The organism is Flavobacterium pygoscelis, assembly GCF_023162025.1.
GTDB lineage: Bacteria > Bacteroidota > Bacteroidia > Flavobacteriales > Flavobacteriaceae > Flavobacterium > Flavobacterium pygoscelis.
Genome location: NZ_JALNUB010000006.1, coordinates 118,992 through 143,417 on the forward strand (window position 1 = coordinate 118,992; position 24,426 = coordinate 143,417).

Annotated in this window: 23 protein-coding genes and 1 tRNA gene; 18 read left to right on the forward strand and 6 right to left on the reverse strand. The window is 29.5% G+C overall.

The features are described 5' to 3' along the window. The first annotated feature begins 8 nt into the window (after positions 1-8). The 7 genes from MW871_RS11190 (at position 9) to lgt (ending at position 9,099) form a co-directional block, all read left to right on the forward strand. Positions 9-1,655, forward strand: coding sequence for a serine hydrolase domain-containing protein (locus MW871_RS11190; RefSeq protein ID WP_248428568.1), 1,647 nt, complete (start codon positions 9-11; stop codon positions 1,653-1,655). Positions 1,656-1,857: 202 nt separating this feature from the next. After that, entirely contained in the window at positions 1,858-2,175 is a 318-nt protein-coding gene (locus MW871_RS11195; protein ID WP_188050694.1) for a hypothetical protein, read from the forward strand. A gap of 225 nt (positions 2,176-2,400) precedes the next feature. Continuing rightward, on the forward strand, positions 2,401-2,883 hold the full coding sequence (locus MW871_RS11200) for a hypothetical protein (protein ID WP_248428569.1): 483 nt from the start codon (positions 2,401-2,403) through the stop codon (positions 2,881-2,883). A gap of 179 nt (positions 2,884-3,062) precedes the next feature. Then, on the forward strand, positions 3,063-3,587 hold the full coding sequence (locus MW871_RS11205; RefSeq protein WP_248428570.1) for a hypothetical protein: 525 nt from the start codon (positions 3,063-3,065) through the stop codon (positions 3,585-3,587). A 155-nt stretch (positions 3,588-3,742) separates the two neighbouring features. Beyond that, entirely contained in the window at positions 3,743-6,271 is a 2,529-nt protein-coding gene (locus MW871_RS11210) for a PIG-L family deacetylase (RefSeq protein ID WP_248428571.1), read from the forward strand. 123 nt (positions 6,272-6,394) lie between these two features. Continuing rightward, the gene (locus MW871_RS11215; protein ID WP_188050698.1) at positions 6,395-8,134 is read left to right on the forward strand and encodes a sodium:solute symporter family protein; all 1,740 of its coding nucleotides are present in this window, start codon (positions 6,395-6,397) and stop codon (positions 8,132-8,134) included. Positions 8,135-8,265: 131 nt separating this feature from the next. Then, positions 8,266-9,099, forward strand: coding sequence for a prolipoprotein diacylglyceryl transferase (gene lgt / locus MW871_RS11220; RefSeq protein WP_248428572.1), 834 nt, complete (start codon positions 8,266-8,268; stop codon positions 9,097-9,099). A gap of 177 nt (positions 9,100-9,276) precedes the next feature. Here lgt and MW871_RS11225 read toward each other — a convergent pair whose 3' ends face one another. The 5 genes from MW871_RS11225 to MW871_RS11245 form a co-directional block, all read right to left on the reverse strand. Further along, positions 9,277-10,122 carry a DUF2911 domain-containing protein gene (locus MW871_RS11225; protein ID WP_188050700.1) on the reverse strand — a complete coding sequence of 282 codons (846 nt, stop codon included), beginning with the start codon at positions 10,120-10,122 and terminating at the stop codon, positions 9,277-9,279. A 56-nt stretch (positions 10,123-10,178) separates the two neighbouring features. Continuing rightward, a complete protein-coding gene (locus MW871_RS11230) occupies positions 10,179-10,853 on the reverse strand; it encodes an HAD family hydrolase (RefSeq protein ID WP_248428573.1) in 675 nt (224 codons plus the stop codon). A gap of 194 nt (positions 10,854-11,047) precedes the next feature. Next, positions 11,048-11,764: a tRNA threonylcarbamoyladenosine dehydratase gene (locus MW871_RS11235; RefSeq protein ID WP_248428574.1), complete on the reverse strand. Its 717-nt coding sequence runs from the start codon at positions 11,762-11,764 to the stop codon at positions 11,048-11,050. A 43-nt stretch (positions 11,765-11,807) separates the two neighbouring features. Further along, positions 11,808-12,476: a TatD family hydrolase gene (locus tag MW871_RS11240; protein WP_248428575.1), complete on the reverse strand. Its 669-nt coding sequence runs from the start codon at positions 12,474-12,476 to the stop codon at positions 11,808-11,810. Beyond that, positions 12,476-13,078, reverse strand: coding sequence for a DUF1684 domain-containing protein (locus MW871_RS11245; RefSeq protein ID WP_248428576.1), 603 nt, complete (start codon positions 13,076-13,078; stop codon positions 12,476-12,478). The genes MW871_RS11240 and MW871_RS11245 overlap by 1 nt, the downstream gene beginning before the upstream one ends. Before the next feature lie 360 nt (positions 13,079-13,438). Here MW871_RS11245 and MW871_RS11250 point away from each other — a divergent pair, with 360 nt between their 5' ends. From MW871_RS11250 to MW871_RS11265, 4 genes are all read left to right on the forward strand, one after another. After that, positions 13,439-14,656: an MDR family MFS transporter gene (locus MW871_RS11250; protein WP_248428577.1), complete on the forward strand. Its 1,218-nt coding sequence runs from the start codon at positions 13,439-13,441 to the stop codon at positions 14,654-14,656. A gap of 318 nt (positions 14,657-14,974) precedes the next feature. Then, positions 14,975-15,337, forward strand: coding sequence for a BlaI/MecI/CopY family transcriptional regulator (locus tag MW871_RS11255; protein ID WP_248428578.1), 363 nt, complete (start codon positions 14,975-14,977; stop codon positions 15,335-15,337). A gap of 45 nt (positions 15,338-15,382) precedes the next feature. Beyond that, positions 15,383-17,218 (forward strand): M56 family metallopeptidase, encoded by a 1,836-nt coding sequence (locus MW871_RS11260; protein ID WP_248428579.1) that lies wholly within the window; start codon positions 15,383-15,385, stop codon positions 17,216-17,218. A gap of 64 nt (positions 17,219-17,282) precedes the next feature. Then, the gene (locus MW871_RS11265) at positions 17,283-17,423 is read left to right on the forward strand and encodes an SsrA-binding protein (protein WP_188050708.1); all 141 of its coding nucleotides are present in this window, start codon (positions 17,283-17,285) and stop codon (positions 17,421-17,423) included. Here MW871_RS11265 and MW871_RS11270 read toward each other — a convergent pair. Further along, positions 17,420-17,932: an adenine phosphoribosyltransferase gene (locus tag MW871_RS11270; RefSeq protein WP_248428580.1), complete on the reverse strand. Its 513-nt coding sequence runs from the start codon at positions 17,930-17,932 to the stop codon at positions 17,420-17,422. The genes MW871_RS11265 and MW871_RS11270 overlap by 4 nt on opposite strands. 93 nt (positions 17,933-18,025) lie before the next feature. Here MW871_RS11270 and MW871_RS11275 point away from each other — a divergent pair. From MW871_RS11275 to MW871_RS11305, 7 genes are all read left to right on the forward strand, one after another. Further along, a tRNA-Arg gene (locus MW871_RS11275) sits at positions 18,026-18,099 on the forward strand. A 534-nt stretch (positions 18,100-18,633) separates the two neighbouring features. After that, positions 18,634-19,803, forward strand: coding sequence for a site-specific integrase (locus MW871_RS11280; protein ID WP_248428581.1), 1,170 nt, complete (start codon positions 18,634-18,636; stop codon positions 19,801-19,803). 2 nt (positions 19,804-19,805) lie between these two features. Next, entirely contained in the window at positions 19,806-20,114 is a 309-nt protein-coding gene (locus tag MW871_RS11285; RefSeq protein WP_248428582.1) for a hypothetical protein, read from the forward strand. Further along, the gene (locus tag MW871_RS11290) at positions 20,107-21,108 is read left to right on the forward strand and encodes a hypothetical protein (RefSeq protein ID WP_248428583.1); all 1,002 of its coding nucleotides are present in this window, start codon (positions 20,107-20,109) and stop codon (positions 21,106-21,108) included. The genes MW871_RS11285 and MW871_RS11290 overlap by 8 nt, the downstream gene beginning before the upstream one ends. Positions 21,109-21,366: 258 nt before the next feature. After that, complete coding sequence (locus MW871_RS11295; protein WP_248428584.1) at positions 21,367-22,626, forward strand: DNA cytosine methyltransferase; 1,260 nt, start codon at positions 21,367-21,369, stop codon at positions 22,624-22,626. A 40-nt stretch (positions 22,627-22,666) separates the two neighbouring features. Continuing rightward, complete coding sequence (locus MW871_RS11300) at positions 22,667-23,416, forward strand: SinI family restriction endonuclease (RefSeq protein WP_248428585.1); 750 nt, start codon at positions 22,667-22,669, stop codon at positions 23,414-23,416. A 2-nt stretch (positions 23,417-23,418) separates the two neighbouring features. Then, positions 23,419-23,976 (forward strand): hypothetical protein, encoded by a 558-nt coding sequence (locus tag MW871_RS11305; protein ID WP_248428586.1) that lies wholly within the window; start codon positions 23,419-23,421, stop codon positions 23,974-23,976. The last annotated feature ends 450 nt before the right edge of the window (positions 23,977-24,426 follow it).

Genomic DNA, 24,426 nt, shown 5'->3' on the forward strand with positions numbered 1-24,426 from the left:
TTTAAAATATGATAAAAAAATTTGCCCTTTTAGTAACTATTTTACTGATAACTCTTAAATCGTTGGCACAGAAAATAGATTTTGTGAAAAGTGATAGTATTACTTTTACAATTCATAAAGCAAACGTTGGCAAAATTGCATTTATGTCTAATAATGTTCCTATTGAAAATATAAAGCAAACTGATTTTCTAAAAGAGTTTGAAATAAAAGATAAAACGGATCTAAACATAAGAGTTTTTATGGGTAATTCATTAACGAATTATCTTCATTTAATTTCCCCTCAATTATCCGCGGATGAGCTTACTAATAATGGAAATTATCAATTTACATTTATCGTGGATAACAAAATAGTGTATATTGAAAACCTCAATCTTGGAGCCGGAAATGCTAGCAGCAAAAAACAGAAAACAACTTTTAGAGTTCCGCTAATAAGTTCTAATAATGAAGACTCTTGGGGTAGATTTTTATGGAATAGGTTTTTTTATAATGGCGGAGAGGATGCTTTTAGCACCGGAACACATTTACTTAAAATTGAAATTAGACCTTACTTAAAAAATAATGAACTTATAGTTGGTAACCTAATTGCCGAAGGACAATTAAAAATTATAATTCCCGAAATTATTTTCAATGAAGAACAGGTTAAAGTTCAAAGTATAAAGCCAATTAAAGAGTTACAAATTTCAAACAGTAAAATTGATATCCAAAAAATTGAAGAGCTGAACCGAAAAATTGCAGCTAAAACCTTTAAAGACATTACAAGTATTGTAGTGCTAAAAGAAGGTAAAATACTCCTTGAAGAATATTTTAATGCAGCAAATAGAGCAACATTACACGATACAAGGTCTGTTGGAAAATCATTTGCATCTACACTTTTAGGGATTGCTATCAAAGACAATTACATAAAATCGGAAACACAAACTTTGAATGAGTTTTATAACCTTAATAATTATCAAAATTATGCTGTAGCAAAAGACAGCATTACTTTGAAAGATTTACTCACAATGAGTTCTATTTTCGATGGTTCCGATATAAATTCAGAATCAGCAGGAAACGAAGAAAATATGTATCCCACTAAAAATTGGATTGAATTTACTTTAAATCTTCCAATTGATAAAACAAAATTAGCCCAAAAGCAATGGGACTATTTTACAGCGGGTGTGGTAGTTCTTGGCGACATCATTAATAAAAAGGTTCCTAATGGTTTAGAAAAATATGCACACCAAAATCTATTTAAGCAATTAGGAATTACAAATTACAGATGGCAATTTACACCACAAAAGGTGGTTAACACAGCAGGTGGCGTTCAGTTACGTTCAATTGACCTTGCAAAGTTTGGGCAATTATATAAAAACAAAGGCACTTGGAATGGCAAACAAATTTTGACAAAACAATGGGTTGATAAAAGTTTATCACACCAAATGAAAATAGCAGAGGAAGAATATTATGGTTATTTGTTCTGGAATAAAACATATAACGTAAATGGTAAAAATTATGAAGTTTATTATTCAAGCGGTAACGGTGGTAATAAAATTTTTATATTTAAAGACCAACCACTTGTAATTGTGATTACTTCGACTGCATACAATACTGTATATGGAGAAAAGCAAGCTGATAAAATTATGGAGCAATATTTAATTCAAGCTATAGTAAAATAAATGCTGATAAAAATATAAGGCAACTCTTTTGAAAGAGATTCTATAATATTAGTAGCATTTTTATCAAATATATTTTTGTGGGAATTTATAAATTGGTTATTAATTTATATAATGTGAATTATATAACTTTAATATCTAATTGTATAAAATTATTCAAATGATTAATGTTTACTTTTATCTGATAATTAAAAACCAAAAACAAATGAAAAAAGTTACCTTTTATTTAATGATGATGGTGTTGTCATTAAGTTTCGTACCAAACCAAGTATTAGCTGCAGAAAAAAATCCAACAGCAATTTCTAACAATCCTAAAGAAGTTCCTGCTGAAGTTAAAGTAATGCTTGATCGTCTTGAAGAAATAAAAGCAATGGATAAGTCTGATTTAAGTTCAGCAGAAAAAAAAGAATTAAGAAAAGAAGTTCGTACCATTAAAGCAGATTTAAAATCATCAGGTAATGGTGTTTATTTATCAGTAGGTGCAATTATCATTATCATATTATTATTGATTCTTTTGTTGTAATAAGAATCACAAAAATATTTAGAAAAGGAAATGAGAAATCATTTCCTTTTTTTTATGGCATAACTATATTAATACTAAATGATTAACAATAAATTTTATAATTAAATATTCATATTCGTCAGTACATTTTTTTTATAACACATTCTGGCACACAGTTTGGCTACTACTAAAAAGAGTAACACTATAATCTAAAAAAATGGAATTAGTAATTAAAAACATTACCATATGAAATCACTACAACTAATCGCACTTGGAATTATACTTTTTTTTTCAAGTAGTATTCAAGCACAAGTTTCTGTTAACGTAACTATTGGTAAACCTCCAGCTTGGGGTCCTGCAGGATATAATGCAGTTGACTATTACTATTTACCGGATATCGAATCCTATTACGATACTAGATCTTCACAATTTATCTACTTTGGCGGAGGGAAATGGGTTCGTTCTAGAAACTTACCGAGCCGTTATAGAAATTACGATTTATACAAGGGCTATAAAGTAGTGTTAAAGGATTATCATGGTGACAAACCTTATGGGCATTACAAACAACATAAAATTAAATATCGTAAAGGATATAAAGGAAGTCCACAAAGAACAATTGGATCCCGAAAAGTTTTTGTACAAAAAAATAAAACCTATTATAAAAAACAGGATCACCATGATAATAGAAAAGGTTTTAAGGGGCATCAAAAAGATCATAAAAAACATTAAATAAACTATAAGTCATTCTGCTAAAGATTTTTAAACTTTAGTTATTATAAAGCAATTAAAACATCTGAATAATTAAATCTAAAAAAAAAGTTAATTATTTTGCATTGGCACAGTTCTTGAAAATCTCTCAATAGGAATACAATTCCATTATAAAATATACTCAATTAAATTAAAGAAAAATGAAAACATTAAAACTAATCGCCGCAGGAATTATCCTCTTAGCATCAAGTTCAATACATGCACAAGTTTCAGTTAATGTAAATATTGGTTCCGCTCCAGCGTGGGCTCCAGCAGGTTATTCTGAAGCTGAATATTATTATTTGCCAGATGTAGAAGCATACTATGATGTAAGAGCCACACAGTTTATTTATTATGGCAACGGGAGCTGGATTCGTTCCAGATCACTACCAAGACAATATAGAAACTATGATTTATATTCTGGTCGTACAGTAGTCTTAAATGATTATAATGGTTCAAGACCTTATAATAATTTTAGAAATCATAAAGTAAAATATTACAGAGGATATAATGGGAATAGACCTGTAGTTTATAATAATAACCGTAGGGTTTATGTAAGCGATCGTCACCATAATAGTTATAAAAAATACGATAATCACAGAGAGTATAGAAAACATGATAATAAAAGAGATAATCATGATCACGGTCGCAAAAACAGTCATGGTCGTGGACATGATAGAGACTAATTCATAACAATTTTGAATCGAACGAGAGAGAGCTATAACTAGTTCTCTCTCGTTTTTTTGTACCAGTTCAACAATATATAAAGAAAGTAAAAAACATTTCAGAAAAAAATATTTAATACTTACATTTGGAGCTATTGCAAATTAAAATAATAAAAATGCAAAAAAAACAATTTATAGTCCTAACAGCATTGCTAATATTTTTTCAAATTATAAGTGCTCAAAATCCCAAAAAGCCATCTTCTGATGCAATTTTTAATCAAATTCAGAAATTAAATTTCTTAGGTTCCGTTTTGTACATTGCTGCACACCCAGACGATGAAAACACCCGTTTGATTTCCTATTTATCAAATGAGCAAAAAGCAAGAACAGGTTATCTATCCTTAACTCGTGGCGATGGTGGACAAAATCTTATTGGTACACAACTTCGAGAATTATTAGGCGTAATACGCACTCAAGAACTGATTGAAGCCCGAAAAATTGATGGCGGTGAGCAATTCTTTTCACGTGCTAATGATTTTGGTTTTTCTAAAAATCCAACAGAAACTTTGCAAATTTGGGATAAAGAAAAAGTACTAGCTGACGTAGTTTGGGCAATCAGAAAATTTCAACCTGATGTAATCATCAATCGTTTTGATCATCGATCACCGGGAACAACTCACGGACATCATACCGCATCAGCATTATTAAGTGTAGAAAGTTTTAATTTAACTAATAATCCGACTATTTTTCCTGAACAATTAAAATATGTAAAACCTTGGCAAGCAAAACGCCAGTTTTTTAATACTTCTTGGTGGTTTTATGGAAGTATGGAAAAGTACAATGCAGCGGACAAAACCAATTTAATGGCTATGCAAACGGGTGCTTACTACCCTTCTGTAGGTAAATCAAATCAAGAAATAGCTGCATTGAGCCGCAGCCGTCATCAGTCACAAGGTTTTGGAAGCACTGGTGTGCGTGGTGAAGACACTGAATATTTAGAATTTATAAATGGAGAATCTTTAAAAAATAAAAAATCGCTTTTTGAAGGAATTGACACATCATGGAATCGTGTAAAAGGAGGAAAAACTATTGGAGAATTATTGACAAAAATTGCAGCTGAATTTGACCACAAAAATCCATCGTTAAGCATTCCTAATCTCGCAAAAGCCTATAGTATGATTCAGGCATTAGATGAAAATCATTGGTCGCCACTAAAATCAGCCGAAATAAAGGAAATTATTGCAGCATGCTCTGGTTTGTATTTAGAAGCTGTTGCTCAAAATCAAGAGGCAACTCCAGGAACTAATATCAAATTGAAACTCGAGGCTATTAATAGAAGTTCAGTTCCGATGCAATTATTGAGTGTAACCACATTACCAAATGAAATAAAAACAAGTCAAAATTTAGAGTTAAAAAATAATATTTTAAACAACATCAACTTAGATTTACAGTTACCAGAAGCTATCAATTACACACAACCTTATTGGTTACAAGAAAATGGAACAGTTGGAATGTACACTGTAAATGATCAAAAAAATAGAGGTATACCAGATATTATTCGCGAAGTAAAAGTGGTGTTTAATATGAAAGTGAACGGAATAGAAATGCCTTTTGAACGAATTGTTGTTTACAAATACAATGATGATGTAAAGGGAGAGATATACAATTACCTTGACATTGTACCAGAAGTCACTACCGCTATAACTGATAAAGTACTACTTTTTAAAGACAATAAAATTAAGAATGTTACTGTCAAAATTAGAGCAGGAAAAGATGGAATAAAAGGTAACCTGCAACTTGATTTACCTAAAAGTTGGAGCGTTGAGCCAAAATCAATTCCTTTTGATATTGCCAAAAAAGGAACCGAACAAATGGTAACTTTTCAAATAACTCCTCCGAGCAAACCTGAAGAAGGAGTTCTAAAAAGTATTGCTATTGTAGACAATAAACGATTTGATAAAGAACAGATTTTTATCAATTATGATCATATAACAAAACAACAAGTTTTAAAACCTGCAGAAGCTAAATTGATTAAAACAGATTTAAAAATTAATGGGGAAAGAATAGCCTATATCATGGGTGCTGGAGATGAAGTTCCAAGTAGTTTGACGCAACTAGGATATGCAGTAACCTTATTGAAGCCAGAAGAAATAAGCGCTGAAAAATTAGCTGATTTTGATGTGGTTATGACTGGCGTTCGTGCCTATAATACAATCAACGGATTAGCATTCAAACAAAACCTACTTTTTGATTTTGTAAAATCTGGAAAGACTATGGTAGTTCAGTATAATACTAACGGCGATCTTGTAACCGAAAATATAGCTCCTTACCCGCTAAAACTATCTAAAGATCGTGTTACGGAAGAAGATGCGGAAGTTCGATTTTTAGCACCCAATCATCCTGTATTAAATTTTCCAAACAAAATTACTTCCAAAGATTTTGAAGGTTGGAAACAAGAGCAAGGTTTATATTATCCAAACGAATTTGACAAAGCCTTTACTCCTATTCTTTCATCAAATGATAAAGGAGAGACACCTAAAAATGGTGCTTTACTCGTTGCATCTTACGGAAAAGGACATTATATTTACACGAGTTTGAGCTTTTTTAGAGAATTACCAGAAGGCGTTACTGGCGCTTACAAATTATTATCTAATATCATTTCGATTCAATCCTCTGATACTATTCCTGTTTCAACAAAAAAGTAATAATCAATTCTAATGGAAACAAAAAAAACGAAAACCTGGACAAAGAATTATACTTGGGTACTTCTAGCCAATGTTATATACATAATGTTTTTTTATCTAATCATGAAATTATACTCTTAAATTATGCAATTATTTGATTGGATTATTCTTATCGTCACTTTATTATTCATCGTAATTTATGGTGCATGGAAAACAAAAGGAAGTAAAAACGTAGAAGAATTTATTTTAGGAAGCAATGAAACGCCATGGCATGTAGTTGGTTTATCAGTGATGGCTACACAAGCAAGTGCCATTACTTTTCTATCGACACCAGGACAAGCCTACCATGACGGGATGGGATTTGTGCAGTTTTATTTTGGACTTCCTATTGCTATGGTAGTAATTTGTGTAACCTTTATTCCTTTGTACCACAAATATAAAGTTTACACTGCTTATGAGTATCTAGAAAAAAGGTTTGATTTAAAAACTAGATCATTAGCAGCTATCTTATTTTTATTTCAAAGGGGGTTAGGAACCGGACTAACAATTTATGCTCCAGCAATTATTTTATCCGCAATATTAGGATGGAATCTTACGTATATGAATATTGTCATTGGTGTATTAGTCATAATTTATACCTTTTCTGGAGGTACTAAAGCAGTAAACGTAACCCAAAAACAACAAATGTTTGTGATTATGTCAGGGATGTTTATAACCTTTTTCCTAATCTTGCATTACTTACCAAATGACATGACTTTTACTAGTGCTTTGCATATTGCGGGTGCGAATGACAAAATGAATATAGTTAATTTCTCTTTTGATCCCGAAGAAAAATATACTTTTTGGAGTGGTATTACGGGAGGATTTTTCTTGGCATTAGCTTATTTTGGAACCGATCAATCTCAAGTAGGACGCTATTTATCAGGAAGATCGGTTAAGGAAAGTCAAATGGGACTGATTATGAATGGGCTTTTAAAGGTGCCTATGCAGTTCTTCATTTTATTGACTGGTGTGATGGTTTTTGTTTTTTTTCAATTCAATCCTGTTCCATTAAATTTTAATCCGAACAATAAAGCCATGATTGAAAAATCAGCTTTCAAAGGAGAGTACAATGCTTTAGAAAAAAAATTAGATGATTTATCCGAAGATAAAAAGGTAATCAACTTATTGTATATAGATCAGCTGAATCAAGATTATGATAATCCGATACTTAGAAAGGAATTAGTAGCACTTTCTAATAAAGAAAAAGACCTCAGAGATCGAGCGAAAGAAATAATTCTAAAAGCAGATAGTAACAGTGAAACCAATGATAAAGATTATGTGTTTTTTCATTTCATATTAAACTATTTACCCAAAGGTCTTATTGGCTTATTGTTGGCTGTAATCATTTCTGCCGCCATGTCTTCTACTGCTTCGGGCCTTAATGCATTAGCCTCTACAACTGCTATTGATATTTACAAAAGAAATCTAAAAGAAGAGAAATCAGAACGTCATTATTTATACGCAACCAAATTCTTTACATTACTTTGGGGTGTTATAGCCATACTCTTTGCTTGTGTTGGGACTTTATTTGAAAATTTGATCCAATTAGTAAATATTATTGGATCTATATTTTATGGTACTGTGTTGGGAATTTTTCTAGTTGGTTTTTATTTAAAAAACGTACAGTCTAAAGCAATCTTTTATAGTGCAGTGGTAAGCCAAATCACCATTTTTATTATCTACTATTATGCTATTTATATTTATCCAAGTGGACAAGAAAAATTAGGGTATTTATGGTTGAATTTTATTGGCGCTACATTAACTATTCTTATTTCTTTACTCCTCCAAAGTACTATATTTAGAAATCAGAAACCCATGGTTTTAGAAACAATAAATGAATAATTAATAAACCGCAGATTAGCTAATTTTATAATTAGAGAATCTGCGGTTTAATTTTTATAGAATAATAACAAACAAATTTATAATGATTGATTATTTTGTAGTACTTTTATTTATATATTTAAATTGCTAATATGATTTCATTTTATATAAATTGGGATTTTGATCCAGAAATAGCTAACATATTAGGATTCCCATTAAAATACTATGGCCTTTTATTTGCTTGTGGTTTAATCATTTCAATGAGGGTTCTAAAAAAGATTTTCAAAACTGAAAATTTAAATGATAATGCCTATGAAGCATTATTTATATATGGAATACTTGGAATTTTTGTTGGAGCTAGATTAGGGCATTGCATATTCTATGACTTTGATTATTATTCAAAAAATTTATTAGAAATTATATTGCCCATTAAAAAAACATTAAATGGAGGATATAAATTCATAGGTTATGCAGGTTTAGCAAGTCATGGAGGTACAATTGGTTTAATATTTTCTCTTTATCTATTTTCAAAAAAATACAAAATTCAATATCTTAAGGTACTTGACTTAATAGCATTAGTTGCACCAATAGGAGCGACATTTATAAGGCTTGCAAATTTGATGAATTCTGAAATGATTGGTAATCCAACAAATATACCTTGGGCCTTTATATTTAAAAAAATTGATAATATTCCTAGACATCCAGCTCAACTTTATGAAGCGATATCTTATTTAATAATTTTTCTAGTTGTATATACAATTTATAAAACTAAAAATATAAAATTAGGAGGAGGTTTTTACTTTGGCTTGGTAATAACTTTAATTTTTTTGATGAGAATATTAATTGAGTTTGTAAAAATAAATCAAGTACAATTTGAAGATAAGATGCAATTAAATATGGGTCAAATCTTGAGTGTTCCATTTATAATAATTGGTATATATTTTATTTTTTATAATTTAAGAAATAAAGAAAATTACAAACAATAACTTTTAGTAAATATATTTTTAAATGTTTTAATCTTTACAAAATCTTCTTATTTTTTTTGAAAGTTGGAACAGTACGAGTTACTAGTTAAATTATTATAAACACATATAAAAAAAGCATAAAAAATCCCGTTTAGATTATACCTAAACGGGATTTTTTATATTGAGTATAATAGAAATTTAGTTTTTACTCCACTCTGCAATACTGTCTTTATTCATTTTTACGTAATCTTGATTTTTAGCAGCTTCGGCTGCTGTAAGTGACGCTTTAGCACTTTCAATCGCTCCTTTTCTATCGCCTAATTTTGCTTGTATCAATGATTTTAATCTATTATACCAAAATGGTTTTTCTTTAGACATATCCAACGACTTGTTTATATATTCTAATGCTTTTACATTGTCACCATTAGATTGAAATAAAAACTGTGCTGCAGCAAAGTAATCTGCTCCACCTGGACCTGACAATGCTTTTTCGATATTGGCTGTTGCTTTTTGTTGTGTAGGTACTTCAAATTTTAAAGCTGCATAAGAGTTCTCCCATGAGATATCTAAATAAGCAAAATTATTGTCTAAACCACTAATTCCAATTGTAAATGTTTCAACACTTTTATTTAAAGTTTCTGGCTTAACAGTAGCTTTAAGAGCAATATTCTCCTCTTTCCATTCTTCTGGATTACCCCAGTTATCCGTTGTTTTATAAAAAATAATATCCCAACTTTCTATTTTTGGAATGGTGTATAAAGAGTATTTACCTTTTTTTAATGTTTTACCATCGATAATTACATTATCACTAAAAGAAATTGTTGTATTTTCATTTGCTCCAGTTCTCCAAACTTTTCCAAAAGGAATTAAATTTCCAACAACAGATCTACCTCTAGCGCTTGGTCTTGAATAAACAATTTCTACATCTGTTAATCCAACCGTTTGATTAATGGTCGCTTTTGGGCTTGATTGAGGTGTTTGAATTTGTGCCTCAACGGTAAAATTGGCTAAAAGAATAGCAAGGGCAATAATTATTTTTTTCATGATTAATCGTTTTTTTTTGTGACTCGCAAAACTACAAATTCAGTTGCTCAAAATTGTTAATTACTTCTTAATTTAGAATCTAAATTCTTTACTTTATCGAAATTTAATTCATTAAAATTATTGACAATAACATTTGCTTCAGATAAATCTTGCGATTTAGAATGAATGCTATTATACCCAACACAAAAAATTCCTGCAGCTGTAGAAGCTTTTATTCCATTTGTACTGTCTTCAATTACAATACAACACTCTTTTGGTGCAATTGACAAGGAAGCCGCATGCTCAAAAATAGCAGGATGTGGTTTAGATTTAGGAAAATCTTCACCACTTACTAAATGTGTAAAATAAGGATGTAATTTAAACCTACGGAAAACGCGTTCTATAGTAACTTTAGAGGCTGAAGAAGCTAATATTAATTGTATTCCGTTTTCGTGTAAATCTTTTATTAGTTTTTCTACTCCTTCTAACAATTCTAAATCTTCTTTACTATCAAAAGCATCATTAAAAATAGTTCGTTTTCTTTTAATCAGATCTTCTACATCTTGTTCCAGATTAAAAATTTCTTTTAAATTTTGAAAAACATTACGAGTAGAATTACCGGTAAATGTAGTAAACATCGCATCAGTTACTGGAATATTCAATTCCTCAAAATGTTTAAAATAGGCATAACGGTGTACGGGTTCTGTATCTACTATTACGCCATCCATATCGAAAATTACAGTTTGTATCATTCTTGTTTTGCCACTAAGGCGCTAAGACACAAAGTCTTTTTTAATTATTATTATAAAACAAATTCGCATTGCCACCAAGACACAAAGTAATAAAGTCACTATTTTTTACTATTTACCAAAAAATAAAATTTGCCAATGATCAAAAAGATTAAAACTTATTACTTTACCACTGAATACTAAGCACTAAAAACTGATCATTCTTTTTTAAGCAAGTAACGAATTACCGTTTCGGCAGCATATAAACCAAATAATCCTGGCATATAACTGTTCGTTCCGTAAAATGATTTTTTATAATTAGAACCGTCTGTCATTTTTAAACTCGCGTCATCTTGAATTTCTGATGAAAAAACCACTTTTAACTTGTCAATTTTAACTTCTTTCAAACGTCGTCTGATGGTTTTTGCTAAAAAACAATTTACCGTATTACTGATGTCTGTTACTTTTACTTTAGCGGCTTCCATTTTCCCACCAGCACCCATACTGCTAATGATTTTCACTCTTTTTCGTTTGGCACCAATGATTAAATTCAGTTTTGGAGTAACACTATCAATACAATCCAAAACATAATCAAACTCTTCGGTAACGATTTCAAAAGCACGTTCTGGCGAAAGGAATTCCTCTACACGTATTAGTTTCAATTCGGGATTAATATCCATCAAACGATCTCCAACAATAGTTACTTTGGGTTGTCCAACAGTAGAATGTAGAGCTGGTAATTGCCTGTTAATGTTGGTAATATCGACAACATCTCCATCTACAATTGTCATCGCTCCTACTCCTGCTCTAGCCAAAAACTCCGCTGCAAATGAACCTACACCGCCCAATCCTACTATTAAAACATTTGCATTTTGTAAATTATTTAAACCTTCTTTTTTAAATAAAAGTTCACTTCTTTCTGTCCACTCTGTCATTTTTTATTATTTACTCTTTAAATTTTTGAAAACTTAAAGCATTTTATTGATGTTTATTATTAAAAACTGTTGTAAAATTACTTTTTACTATTTCCTGCATCGCAACAATTGAGATTTCTTTGCAATTAGCAGCTACTTCATATACTTTTTCAATTCCTTCATCAACCGTATCGGTTTCTAGAAAAATACGATTATTAGGAACATTTTTAAAAACAGTTTCCAATGCTGTACCCAAACTTCGGGATTGTAATAAGTATTTCCCAAAGGAAAGATAAAATCCGTTATCCAATAATTGTTTTGCTAGCTGTTCGTTTTTTGAAAATCCATGAATAATCATCGGAACTGAAATAAGCAATCTTTTTTTGGTTTCGATAATTTCTTGAAAAGCAGCTACGCAATGAATAACAACTGGTTTATTATATTTTTGTGCCAAAAGTAATTGTTTTTCAAAAACTATTTGTTGCAAATCTAACGGAATTTCTATTCTTTTATCCAATCCACATTCACCAACAGCAAGACAATTTCTTTCTTTTAATTTGGTTTCAATAATTGCTAAATCAACTTCTACTTGCTCTTTATCAATGTACCATGGATGAATTCCGATCGAATAATACGGTATTTCAGAATCAAATTCTCGAGGATATTGATTCACTAATTCCAAAACATTCGCTTGGTTTGTTCCTTTATGCGTATGTAGATTAAAAAAATCCATTAGTCATGAAATTTTTTGACTCCTGCTTTGATCTCAATATTCAAATCATTTTCTAAAGGAACTATCGGACAAGAATATTTATGATTGTAAGCACAATAAGGATTATATGAAGTATTAAAATCGATCACCAACTTTTTTCCTTTTGGAATTTTTAAATCAATATATTTTCCACCAATATAACTTTCGTTACCACAAGTCAAATCTGAAAATGGCAAAAACAAATGATCTTTGTATTTTTCTTGTTGTGAAAGTGCAATATTCTTGTAAACATTTAGGTTGAAATTGGCCCCATCAATTGTAAAATAAACTACACCGTATTTTACATACATAGGTTTTCTATCGGTAGAAGTTTTCATTTCGAATGGTTTCTCCTTTTTGGTACGAACAAATTTCGCAACAACAAAAAACTTTTCATTAGCAGGATAAAAATCTAAGGTTTTAAATGTTGCTAAATCTTCAGGCATTAGTGGGCTCGTTTTAGCATCTGCATATTCTGCATTTAATTCCTCTTGGAATTTAGTCACTACATTGTCATCAAATTTTTCTTGAGAAAAACCAATTTGGACTTGCAGGAATAAAACAAAAAATAATAGGATTCTCATTTGTATATTTTTACACAAAAATAGCGTAAAAGTTAGAAAGCTACAACGTTTATATTTATGCTATTATCATACTAATACCTATGAATTTGAATTTATAATGATGAAAAAAAAGTATTTTATGTCGAATTAAAACTCTAAAAATGCAGTAAAAATGAATTAGCGCAGATTTATTGCTACTCTATTACGAATCATTTTCTAATAATTAATTATGAAAAAAAACACCTCTCATTGGCACCATATCCTAGCCCAGATAGAAGCGAAAATCCTTTTCTTTTTTTCTTAAAAAAGAAAAGATTGTAGCGGATAGCTGGAAAAAGCTCCTGAAAAACATTGTAAATTTGCAACATAGAAAATATTTTTATGATTAAAACTGCTTTAAGTCGCTATATTAATAATTACAGAGGTTTTACAAGAGAGGTCTGGATTCTGACTTTAATTACCTTCATCAATCGAGCTGGGACAATGGTTTTGCCGTTTTTATCCAAGTATTTGAAAGAAGATTTGAATTTTTCCTATGCGCAAGTAGGATGGATTATGGTATGTTTTGGTTTTGGTTCGATGTTAGGCTCTTGGCTAGGCGGAAAATTATCAGATAAAATAGGGTTTTATAAAATCATGGTTTTTAGTTTATTTACCAGCGGATTATTACTTTTTGCGGTTCAATATGTGCGTACTTTTTGGGGGTTATGCTTTGCAATGTTCTTTATTATGACCGTTGCAGATATGTTTCGTCCTGCCATGTTTGTATCATTAGGAACTTATGCAAAACCCGAAAATCGCACTAGAGCATTGACTCTTGTTAGGCTAGCAGTAAATTTAGGATTCACGGCCGGGCCTGCATTGGGTGGATTGATCATTATGAATTTAGGCTACAGCGGATTGTTTTGGGTTGACGGAACTTCCTGTATTGTATCTATTTTAATTTTTACTTTATTGGTAAAAGAACGCAAAAAACCAGCGGATTTGAATGCTACGAATAGCGAAACCGAAATACCAGCTTCGGTTTTTAAAGATAAAGTATTTTGGATTTTTCTATTTGTGTGTTTTGTTACAGCCATGCTTTTCTTTCAACTTTTCACCACTTTACCGTTGTACCACAATGAAAAATTTGGATTAACTGAATTTCAAAGTGGCCTTTTATTATCCCTAAACGGTTTGTTAATATTCTTTCTCGAAATGCCAATAGTCAGTTTTAGTCAACGAAAAAACATCAATAAAATCAAGATTATTCTCTGGGGTTCGTTATTAATGTCTATTAGTTTTTATGTTTTATTAATCAATATTTGGGCGGGAATGCTTGTGGTGAGTATCTTATTTATCACTTTTGGCGAAATGTTTATTTTTCCATTCTCCAATTCATTTGCATTAAGTAGAGCCCCAAAAGGACACGAAGGTCGCTATATGGCATTATTTACGATGAGTTTTAGTTTGGCTCACATTGCCAGCTCTAAAACTGGACTAGAAATCATTGCAAATTTTGGTTATCAAACCAATTGGTTTGTGATGGGAACTTTAGGAATGCTTTCATTAGCGGGATGTATTTGGTTGCAAAAATTAGTACAGAAAGAGCAAAATTAATTTCCAATTTCTATTTTGGGCGTGACTCCATTAGTAAAAGGGGCTAAAAAACAGTAGTGTTATTTAGCCCCTTTTACTAATGCTGTCGGGCTATACGCGCTACTATGGTAGCCAGCTTCTATCCCTCACGCAAACTCTTATGCATTGCCTATTTTCAATTTTTTACAGGTTTTTATTTTTTTAATTATTATTAAATTTTATAATAATCAGCTTACAAACTAATAATTTAGTTAAATAACTATAAAAATAGTTTAACAACTAAAAATTTAGTTGTACGTTTGTCCTTCGTCTAAACTCAGAATGACAAAATATAGAGCTATGCAAAAATTAACCAACAAAGAAGAAGAAATCATGCACATTATATGGAAGCTCAAAAAGGCTTTCGTCAAAGAAGTAATGGCCGAAATAACAGAAGATCAACCCCATTATAATACGTTGTCTACTATTGTCCGTAATCTTGAAGAAAAAGGTTTTGTTGCTCACAATGCCTTTGGAAATACCCATCAGTATTATCCTATTGTGCCAATTGAAGAGTATAAAAAAAAATTTATGAATACTGCAATTGACAATTATTTTAATAGTTCCTATAAAAACATGGTTTCTTTTTTTGCAAAAGAAGACAAAATTTCTGCTGCTGAATTAAGAGAGATCTTAGCCATGATCGAAAACCAAAAAGAGTAAAATTATACGTTTTTAAATTATTTAAAACTTAATTCCCGTTTTATCATGGAACCATTATTTGTTTATCTTTTTAAATCCAGCGGACTACTTGTCTTATTCTATTTTTCCTATTATTTATTGCTGCGCAAAGAAACTTTTTTCACCACTAATCGTTGGTTTTTAATAGTAGGTTTATGTACTGCTGTTATATTGCCTTTACTTTTTTACACAAAAATTATATTGTTAGAACCAAGTGTAAGAATAATAGATTGGACAAAAATTCCTATTACAACAATTAATGAAACAGCCGTTTTTACAATCAATTGGTATTTATTTTTTGCAATTATATATGGAATTGGATTCTTATTATTGATTCTTAGATTTGCTTTTGAATTTTACAGTTTGAAAAATATTTTTAAAAATAAAACAATTCAAAAGCAAGCCGATTTTAAATTTATTGACACCACAGATAATATTGCTCCATTTTCCTATTTTAATACTATCGTTTACAATTCGTCTTTATACAATCCAACTGAATTAAAGAACATTATAGAGCATGAAAAAATACATTGCGAGCAAAAACATACTGTAGATGTGCTAATTTCGAGAATATTTTGTATCGTTTTTTGGTTCAATCCTTTTATTTGGTTCTACAAAAAAGCAATTCTTCAAAATTTAGAATTCATAGCCGATCATGAGGCTACAAAAAAAATAGCAGACAAAAAAGCCTATCAAATCACACTTTTAAAAATTACAACACAAGAAAATTGTGTTTCCCTTACCAATCATTTTTATCAATCATTAATTAAAAAACGAATTGTTATGTTAAACAAAAATCAATCAAAAAAGAGGAATTCTTGGAAGTATGCCGTTGTAACTCCAGCATTAATTGCCTTTGTAATGCTCTTTCAAGTCAGGGCTGTTGCACAAGAGAAAAATAACCCAAAACTAGAAAATCTAAAAACCTCCAATACTGATGAGCAATTGGAAATACAATTAGAAGCTCAAATTACAGAAAAATCAACCGACTTAGATCTTGATAGAATCATCAATCTATTTAAAAGTGAATTAGGGACTGAAGTTAAAATAAAAAAAATAAAACGAAATTCTCAAAATGAGATCACTAGTATAAAAGTTACTGCTACCGATGGTAAAAGCTACAAAACAGTACATGAAATAAGTCAAGACAAACCAATTTTACCTTTTATAATTAAAGTAGTAAAAGATAAAGACAATAAAATTGAGGTTTTTATTTCATCTAGTACTAATTTGACTGATACAAAGGCAAAATTACCTAATTCTAAGAATACAGATAATAATTCCTTGTCACTAAATAGTATGAAAATTAATCGTAAGGAATTATTAATAGTAATTAATAATGAAATTCAAGGTAGAGGAAATGCAATAAATATCCCATTAGATGAAGAAATTGATATTATAAAAACTTTAAATAGTAAAGATGCAATAATAAAATATGGTCTAGCTGGAGAAAACGGTGCTTATGAAATTACAACTAAGGACGAAAATTTTGTTACATCAACAGTCGCTACCACAGCAAAAACTCCTAAAACATTTTCATTTACTCAAAATAAATCGACTACTGATACCCTAAGTATAAAGAGAAATGCCAAATTGAAAACGAACCAACGTGATTTAAATTTAGAAAAAACCGATCCAACTAATTTAAACAACAAACAGGTAAGTAAAACAACCACCAAAATTGTGTATGTTAAGGCAACTTCAAATAAACCATCTGTAGAGGAAGCAGAAATTTATATTAATGGTGTAAAATCTTCAAAATCGGAATTAGATAAGATAAGTCCAAATTCAATCCAAAAAATGGAGGTTATTAAATCCGATGAGGACAAAAAAATTATTAAAATAACAACTAAAAAACAATAAGATATTTTCAATCAAAGACGGTCTCCAGCAAGACCGTCTTTTTTTATATCTTTGAAAAAAAAGTATGTACAAAATTTTAGCTCAAATCAACAAACTTATACTTCCTAGTTTTACAAAACAACGATTAGACTTGGCAAAAGCCACAAAATGGCAAATGGCAATTATTGGTTTTCGTTATTATGTAACCACTCGCGCTTTAGATTAATACCTTATTACGGCAAAAATTTCTTGCTCTTTCACTTTCTCTCTACCGTTTAGAAATGATAATTCCATGATGAAATTACATTGTACAATTTCACCACCTAAGCGTTCTACTAATTCACAAACAGCTTTGATGGTTCCTCCAGTAGCCAGCACATCATCGTGAATCACGACACGATCTCCTTTCTGAATAGCATCAATATGAATTTCGAGAGTATCGGTGCCATATTCTAAATCATAAGTGGCAGAAATTGTTTTATAGGGCAATTTGTTGGGTTTTCTAACAGGAACAAAACCCACATTTACTTCTTGTGCGATTAGCATACCAAATAAAAACCCTCGACTCTCTACACCTATCACCTTATCTATTTTCTTATCTTTTAAAGAAGAAACCAATATTTTAAGGCAATTTTTGCTCGCATCGGCGTTAATTAACAGCGGAGTAATGTCTTTAAACAAAATTCCTTCTTTTGGAAAACCTTGAATATCAAGTATATAATTTTTTAATGACATATTTTTTTAATTTTTTACTATTTTACTATTGCAAATTACACTTTTATCCCTATATTTGCACCCGCAATCAGGTTTTTATAACCACTTGCAAATGGCCTTGTGGCGCAACTGAATAGCGCACTTGATTACGGCTCAAGAGGTTACTGGTTTGAATCCAGTCAAGGTCACAAAAATGAAGAATGAAAATTCTTAAACTACAGTAAAACCCGCTAATAGCGGGTTTTTTTATGGACTTTATTGGACAATAATAGACAATATTGGACACTTTTACTTCCCCTATAATTCCCCTTAGTAAATAATACCAAAATCTTAAATCTTAAAGTTAATTCTACAGAACTTTAAAATTTAAATATTAAAACAAAATAAAATTAGTTGTCACATTGTTAAATTTATTAGTTTAGCTCTATATATTGTTAACTATTAAAAATCTTTAAAACTAAACTTGGCAAGTTTTTTAGAAGAAATTACATGTAAGTTAAAACTTAGTTAGTACAAAAAGTACATTTAGAAGTTTTTAAAACGGTTTTACAAATACCGAATATAATTACAGTATAACATGCATATAATGAGCGACTACAAGATGGTCGCTTTTTTAATAACCTTTTTCAAAATGTTAAATAAATGTTAAATAAGCTTTTATCGTAAAAATATTTTTGCGTGGCGACTATTAACTATACAAAGCAATAATTAAATTTTATAATATGAGAAACTCTTTTTCTGTAAAAACGATTTTAAGAAAAGACAAATTTAAAATCGATGATGTAAATAAACATCCATTATATTTCCAAATTATTTTTAAAAATGGTAAAACAAAAATACCTTCTGGAAAACATGTAAACATAATCCAATGGGATGAAAAAAAGAGAATTGTAAAAGATTCTCTTTTAAAAAATATTTTAATAAAAGAAGAAAATAGAATTTACAATATCCTATTGGAAATGGATAATAACAATGAAGAATTTACTTTAGAAAACGTAAAAAATAGAGTAAAAGGAATTGTGCAAGAAAAGATAAATCCTGATTTTTATTATCACTTTGATGAATTTTTTAAAATAAAATTTGGTCTTGGAGAATTAAGTGATGGAACTAAATACCATTACGAATTATTTAGAAAACAATTGAAAGAGTATAAATCTAAAATATACTTAAATGAAATAAATACAAAATTTATAGACGATTTTATTTATTATCTAAAAACTGAGAAAGGAGTTGGAAATAGTGGAATTGGAACTAGAATAAAATGTTTTTCAGCTGTATTAAATAAATTTGTAATCGATGAGTTAATAAACAATAATCCATGCAAAAATGTAAAACGACCAAAAGAAAACACAAGAGATACTTTTCTTAATCGAGAGGAATTAAAAAAATTAGTATCTGCTAATCTGGAACTTGGGAATTTAACTAAAGGGCTAGAATTAACTTGTAAGCTTTTCTTGTTTAGCTGTTATACTGGTCTAAGATATTCGGATGTGATGAATCTAAAAAAAGAAAACATAATCGAAAATGCAAAGATTAAAACTGTTATGCTTAAAACGAAAAGAGAGGTTACCGTTTTTCTTAATGATTATTCTTTACCGATTTTAAAATCTTCCAATCTAAAATCTAAAAAAGATACAGACTTTGTTTTTGATAGAAGAGAAAACGTGTCTGTAAACAGAGACTTAAAACTTATAGCTAAACTTTCTAAAATAAATAAACTTTTAACCTTCCACGTGGCACGACATACCTTTGGTTCTATTTTAGCTATAAATAAGACTCCTATAAATATAATTAAAGAGCAAATGGGGCATTCGGACATTAGAGTAACCCAAATTTATATGAATTCCGATGAAGAGACTTCCAGAATAGCAATGAACTCTGTAAAATTTTAAATATGAATAAAGTTAGTACAATTAACCAGAAACTTATCAAGAGAAAACTACTTGAACTTGCCATAATAAAGAGAAAATTGGAATTCGAAAAAAAAGTAGATAGAGATATAATAAGAGATGCAATTACTCACAAATTAGAAAGTGATATATTAAATCTAAAAGATATAAATAAAGAATACGGATTTAGCACTAGAACAATTTATAGATATAGAGCTAGAGGATTAAAGTTTGCTAAAAGTTCTTCTAGGGGTTTTGTATTTGTAATTCGAAAAGATTTAGAAAATTTTTTAAAAAAGAACTTATATGATTGATAACATAAAAATTATGAATTTAGATTTTAATCCAGAGTTTATCTTAAATAATTATAAATGGAAAGTCGTAAATTTTGATCATGATGAAATATCCGAATTAAATTTTAAAAAAGGTTGGCAAACTAATATAACTAATAAATCAAGAATGTTTAGTTTAAGAATGTTGTTAACGGAAAACTTAAAAGCTAAAACTTACACATTATCAATCAATGGAAGTATTAGAAAATGGTATTTCGATAAAAATAGCCGAAAAGACCTAAACTATTTTGAGTTTGTAGATTGTATAGAGATTCTTGGTGGTAAGTTAGGTTTAAAAAAAGGAGAGATTTGGACTAAATTTAAAGTTACCAAATTAGAAATTGGAATTACTTTGTTATTAAAATCCTTTAATAACGATATACTAAATTGCTTTGTAAAATATAGAAATGCTGAAAGAGATGATAAAAATTGTACAACGGTCTACTTTAAATTTAACAACTACATCTTAAAGATTTATGACAAATATCTTGAAATTATGCAAAAACAACAAACTGATTTAAATAAAAATATAATCAATAAATTTCTATTTTTTAGGTTTGAAATAAGCATAAAAAAAATTAGTGGAACATCTTTTAATAAAAACTACAATGAACTTTCGCTTTTAAAATCTAATTGGAATATGTTTCCAAACGAACTAAAAAAATACTTAGGTAATATTAAATTTGTTGATACTATTTCTAAAGAAAAAACTATTACAGAAAAAATCTCTTACAATGATTTTATAAAATGGAAGATATACTCGGAAATGAAATCTAACGGAATTTATAGGACAATAATGGACTTTAACGAAAAGGTTTTACCAAACAATAAATCTAAATATTTTAATGATTTAATGGATAATTATAAATCGTTTGTAGCGAGTGAAAAGGATTATAAAGCAATAATTCTCCTAGAATTAGAGAAGAAAACTAATAGGTTGTATAATAAGGGTAATATTAGATATATAGCTATATAATAAAAAACAAATAACTAGAACAAGTAGAATAGCCAAGGTTAACCAAAGTAAGTTGACCATTAATATAAAGCGGAATTGGATAATACAAACAATATTATCTGACCGCTTTTATTTATTTTAAAACAGTGCATTAATAAAGAATTAGTTTGATTTAAGCAACTGTTTTTACTTTAAGGCACAAGTTATTATTCTTAAAAAAAACATGCTTAAAACGGCTTTAAAATTAAATATGAAAATTAAATTTTATACTTTTACAAAATGATTAAAGAAGTAATTAAAGATAAAATTTCTGGTGTTAGTTATAAAGAAAATGGGCTTAATACCCTTTCTTTTTTTTCGGGTGCACTAGGATTAGATATAGGATTAGAAAAAGAAGGTTTTAACGTTGTGTTGGCTTGTGAATTTGATAAAGCTTGTAGAAATACAATAACTCTAAATAAACCTAATATTGGCCTTATTGGAGATATTAGAAATTATTCCGTTGATGATATTATAAATTATTCTGGCTTAGCAAATAAAGAACAAGTCGATGTTATAGTTGGTGGGCCTCCATGTCAAGCTTTTAGTACAGCTGGTAAAAGATTAGGGTTTGCTGACTCCAGAGGAAATGTATTTCTAAAATATTTGGATATTATAGAAGAAATTTCTCCAAAGTATTTTGTAATAGAAAACGTTAGAGGACTTATGTCTTCTATACTGCAAATAGACGAGAAAGATGATATTATAGAAAAAATCCCAAAATCTATCCTAAAAGAAAAAGGGTCTTCTCTATATTATGTTATAAAAAGATTAGAAAATGCTGGCTACAATATTAATTTTGATCTTTATAATTCTGCTAATTTTGGTACACCACAGATTCGAGAAAGAGTCGTAATAATTGGAACCAAAAATCTTGTAAAAGTAAATCGACTTACTCCTACCCACTCCGAGAATGGAGAGTATGAATTACCTAAGTGGAAAACCATAAAAGAAGCTTTTAAAATTCTAGAAAACATTGAAAAACACGAATCTATTTTCTATTCGGAAAAAAGAGCAAATTTATATAAAAATTTAAAAAGTGGGCAAAATTGGAAAGACCTACCTATTGATTTACAGATGGAAGCATTAGGAAAAGCTTTTTATCTTGGTGGCGGAAAAACTGGTTTTATGAGAAGATTAAATTGGAATAGACCCTCGCCAACTGTTGTAACTAATCCAGCTATGCCTGCTACTGATTTATGTCACCCCGAAGAGATAAGACCGATAAGTGTAGAAGAATATAAGGTAATACAACAATTCCCTTTAGATTGGGTTTTAGCGGGTAATACTACTGATAAGTACAAACAAATTGGTAATGCAGTACCTGTCGGTTTAGGGCAAGCTATTGGAAGAGAAATAAAAGGACACTTATCTGATTTAACAACTAAAGATTACACAAAATTTAAACATTCTAGATACCTAAAAACTAGTTATGACGAGTTTGTAAGAAAAATGGAGGGAATTACTTTATTAGAAAATAGCTTTTCTTTATTTGATTAGTTTTGTAAAATAATTCATATCATTGGTAAAAATTTTACTGATGAATATAAATACAGAATTTACAGAGGCTCTTGAAATAGATGCTATAATAACTTATGCTAAGGCGCATTGTAGAGAAAACTATTCGCAGGACCTAGAAACTCTCTTAAAATGTGCTTTTAGCGATATTAGAAATCTTCCAAAACTTGCTTATCCTAAAAAAATTGATAAAGTAGAGCAGCAAGTTCCCTTGAAAGATTATGTAATTAAGTTTATTGATTCCTATCATAAAGCTTATAATAATCGACCTTCTTTAAGAGTAGGAAATGCTTCTAAAACCTTTTCTGATCCCATTGTAGGACTAATTTTTTCGTTAAGGGTAGAAGACACTTCTGCGGAAGAATTAAAAAAAATTGTAGAAGGACATAGTTTACAAATGTCGATAGAAAATCTTATTGGAGATTTACTCGAAGAATATTTATCGATAAAACTTTGCGACTACGGATGGGTATGCTGTTGGGGAAGTTCTATAGATGCTGTAGACTTTTGTAACTCTGATGGTAATTTATTACAAGTCAAAAATAGCGATAATTCCGAAAATAGTTCTTCTAGTAGAGTACGAAATGGTACTGAAATTAAAAAATGGGCAAGAAGAAAATCTACGCAAAATAATACTTTCTATTGGGAAAAATTAAAAGAGTTGACAGGTATAGAAGAAGTTTCTGAAGAAGATTTTAGAGTTTTTGTAGAAAATACAATTAAAAAAAATCCAGAATGTATTTATTTACAAGATTTACCTAAAAAATCTTGACTATGGCTTACCAACAGTATAATAAAGATGGTGTCGAAATTACTCCGCAAGATTTACAAAATAAAATTCTATGGTGCAAAGATGGAGAAAAAATAGAAGAAGCATTTGTAAATAAATACGGAAATAAATTAGGGTTAATTATTAATCCTGAAAAAAACACTAATCCTTATGCACCAGACTTATTAAAAGACAATACTTTAATAGCAGATTTAAAAACACAAAATACTCCTTTTTTTAAAGCTAAAGATTTATATGGAATAGATCCAACATATGCGGTTGTATTTAATCGAAAAGATGCCGAAAGATATTGGAAGCATTATAAACAGATAATAATTTATTTTTGGGTAGAATGGCAGTCGGTAAAATTTGTAATGGGTAATACAAAAAAGGAAGTCGAATTTATAAATGGAGTTTGGAGTATAAATTTTTTAGATTTAGTCGAATTATTAAAAGTTGCCCCAGAACACATATACCAGCAACGTATAGATGATAAAAAGGGAAATGCAAAAGGAAGTTTCGTTTTAGATATAAGAAACCCATCTTTTTCTAAAGTTGTCTAATTTGCCTCGCTTTAATGTCCATGTAGATACCCATATACTTCCCCTATAGTTCCCCCTTAAAATAATGACAGCTAGTAAAGTCTTAAAAAACAAGGAAACTAGTAGTTAAGTTACGACCCAGTCAAGGTCACAAAACCCCAACAGATGTTGGGGTTTTTTTATGCTTAGTTGTGAAAAATAGCCTAAAATCAACTTATTGAGCTAATATAAGAAAAAAATAAAATCAGACACAACTATAAGTTTAAGATTTAAGTAATTAAAGCTTATAATTCCATAATATTCAGAAACAATTAAATTGATAAACTGAATTATGATATCACTCTTATTACTACACTTTAAGTCTATCAATCTTTTAACAAAAAATGAGAATTAAAATTTATAACTTTATTCTGTTCTATTAGGAATCAAAAGTAGTCTTTTAATATTTTTGGATATTAATGTCTGTAATAA

Coding starts and splice junctions, on each gene's coding strand:
- MW871_RS11190 (WP_248428568.1), top strand. CDS start 9: ATGATAAAAAAATTTGCCCTTTTAGTAACTATTTTACTGATAACTCTT.
- MW871_RS11195 (WP_188050694.1), top strand. CDS start 1,858: ATGAAAAAAGTTACCTTTTATTTAATGATGATGGTGTTGTCATTAAGT.
- MW871_RS11200 (WP_248428569.1), top strand. CDS start 2,401: ATGAAATCACTACAACTAATCGCACTTGGAATTATACTTTTTTTTTCA.
- MW871_RS11205 (WP_248428570.1), top strand. CDS start 3,063: ATGAAAACATTAAAACTAATCGCCGCAGGAATTATCCTCTTAGCATCA.
- MW871_RS11210 (WP_248428571.1), top strand. CDS start 3,743: ATGCAAAAAAAACAATTTATAGTCCTAACAGCATTGCTAATATTTTTT.
- MW871_RS11215 (WP_188050698.1), top strand. CDS start 6,395: ATGCAATTATTTGATTGGATTATTCTTATCGTCACTTTATTATTCATC.
- lgt (WP_248428572.1), top strand. CDS start 8,266: ATGATTTCATTTTATATAAATTGGGATTTTGATCCAGAAATAGCTAAC.
- MW871_RS11225 (WP_188050700.1), bottom strand. CDS start 10,122: ATGAAAAAAATAATTATTGCCCTTGCTATTCTTTTAGCCAATTTTACC.
- MW871_RS11230 (WP_248428573.1), bottom strand. CDS start 10,853: ATGATACAAACTGTAATTTTCGATATGGATGGCGTAATAGTAGATACA.
- MW871_RS11235 (WP_248428574.1), bottom strand. CDS start 11,764: ATGACAGAGTGGACAGAAAGAAGTGAACTTTTATTTAAAAAAGAAGGT.
- MW871_RS11240 (WP_248428575.1), bottom strand. CDS start 12,476: ATGGATTTTTTTAATCTACATACGCATAAAGGAACAAACCAAGCGAAT.
- MW871_RS11245 (WP_248428576.1), bottom strand. CDS start 13,078: ATGAGAATCCTATTATTTTTTGTTTTATTCCTGCAAGTCCAAATTGGT.
- MW871_RS11250 (WP_248428577.1), top strand. CDS start 13,439: ATGATTAAAACTGCTTTAAGTCGCTATATTAATAATTACAGAGGTTTT.
- MW871_RS11255 (WP_248428578.1), top strand. CDS start 14,975: ATGCAAAAATTAACCAACAAAGAAGAAGAAATCATGCACATTATATGG.
- MW871_RS11260 (WP_248428579.1), top strand. CDS start 15,383: ATGGAACCATTATTTGTTTATCTTTTTAAATCCAGCGGACTACTTGTC.
- MW871_RS11265 (WP_188050708.1), top strand. CDS start 17,283: ATGTACAAAATTTTAGCTCAAATCAACAAACTTATACTTCCTAGTTTT.
- MW871_RS11270 (WP_248428580.1), bottom strand. CDS start 17,932: ATGTCATTAAAAAATTATATACTTGATATTCAAGGTTTTCCAAAAGAA.
- MW871_RS11280 (WP_248428581.1), top strand. CDS start 18,634: ATGAGAAACTCTTTTTCTGTAAAAACGATTTTAAGAAAAGACAAATTT.
- MW871_RS11285 (WP_248428582.1), top strand. CDS start 19,806: ATGAATAAAGTTAGTACAATTAACCAGAAACTTATCAAGAGAAAACTA.
- MW871_RS11290 (WP_248428583.1), top strand. CDS start 20,107: ATGATTGATAACATAAAAATTATGAATTTAGATTTTAATCCAGAGTTT.
- MW871_RS11295 (WP_248428584.1), top strand. CDS start 21,367: ATGATTAAAGAAGTAATTAAAGATAAAATTTCTGGTGTTAGTTATAAA.
- MW871_RS11300 (WP_248428585.1), top strand. CDS start 22,667: ATGAATATAAATACAGAATTTACAGAGGCTCTTGAAATAGATGCTATA.
- MW871_RS11305 (WP_248428586.1), top strand. CDS start 23,419: ATGGCTTACCAACAGTATAATAAAGATGGTGTCGAAATTACTCCGCAA.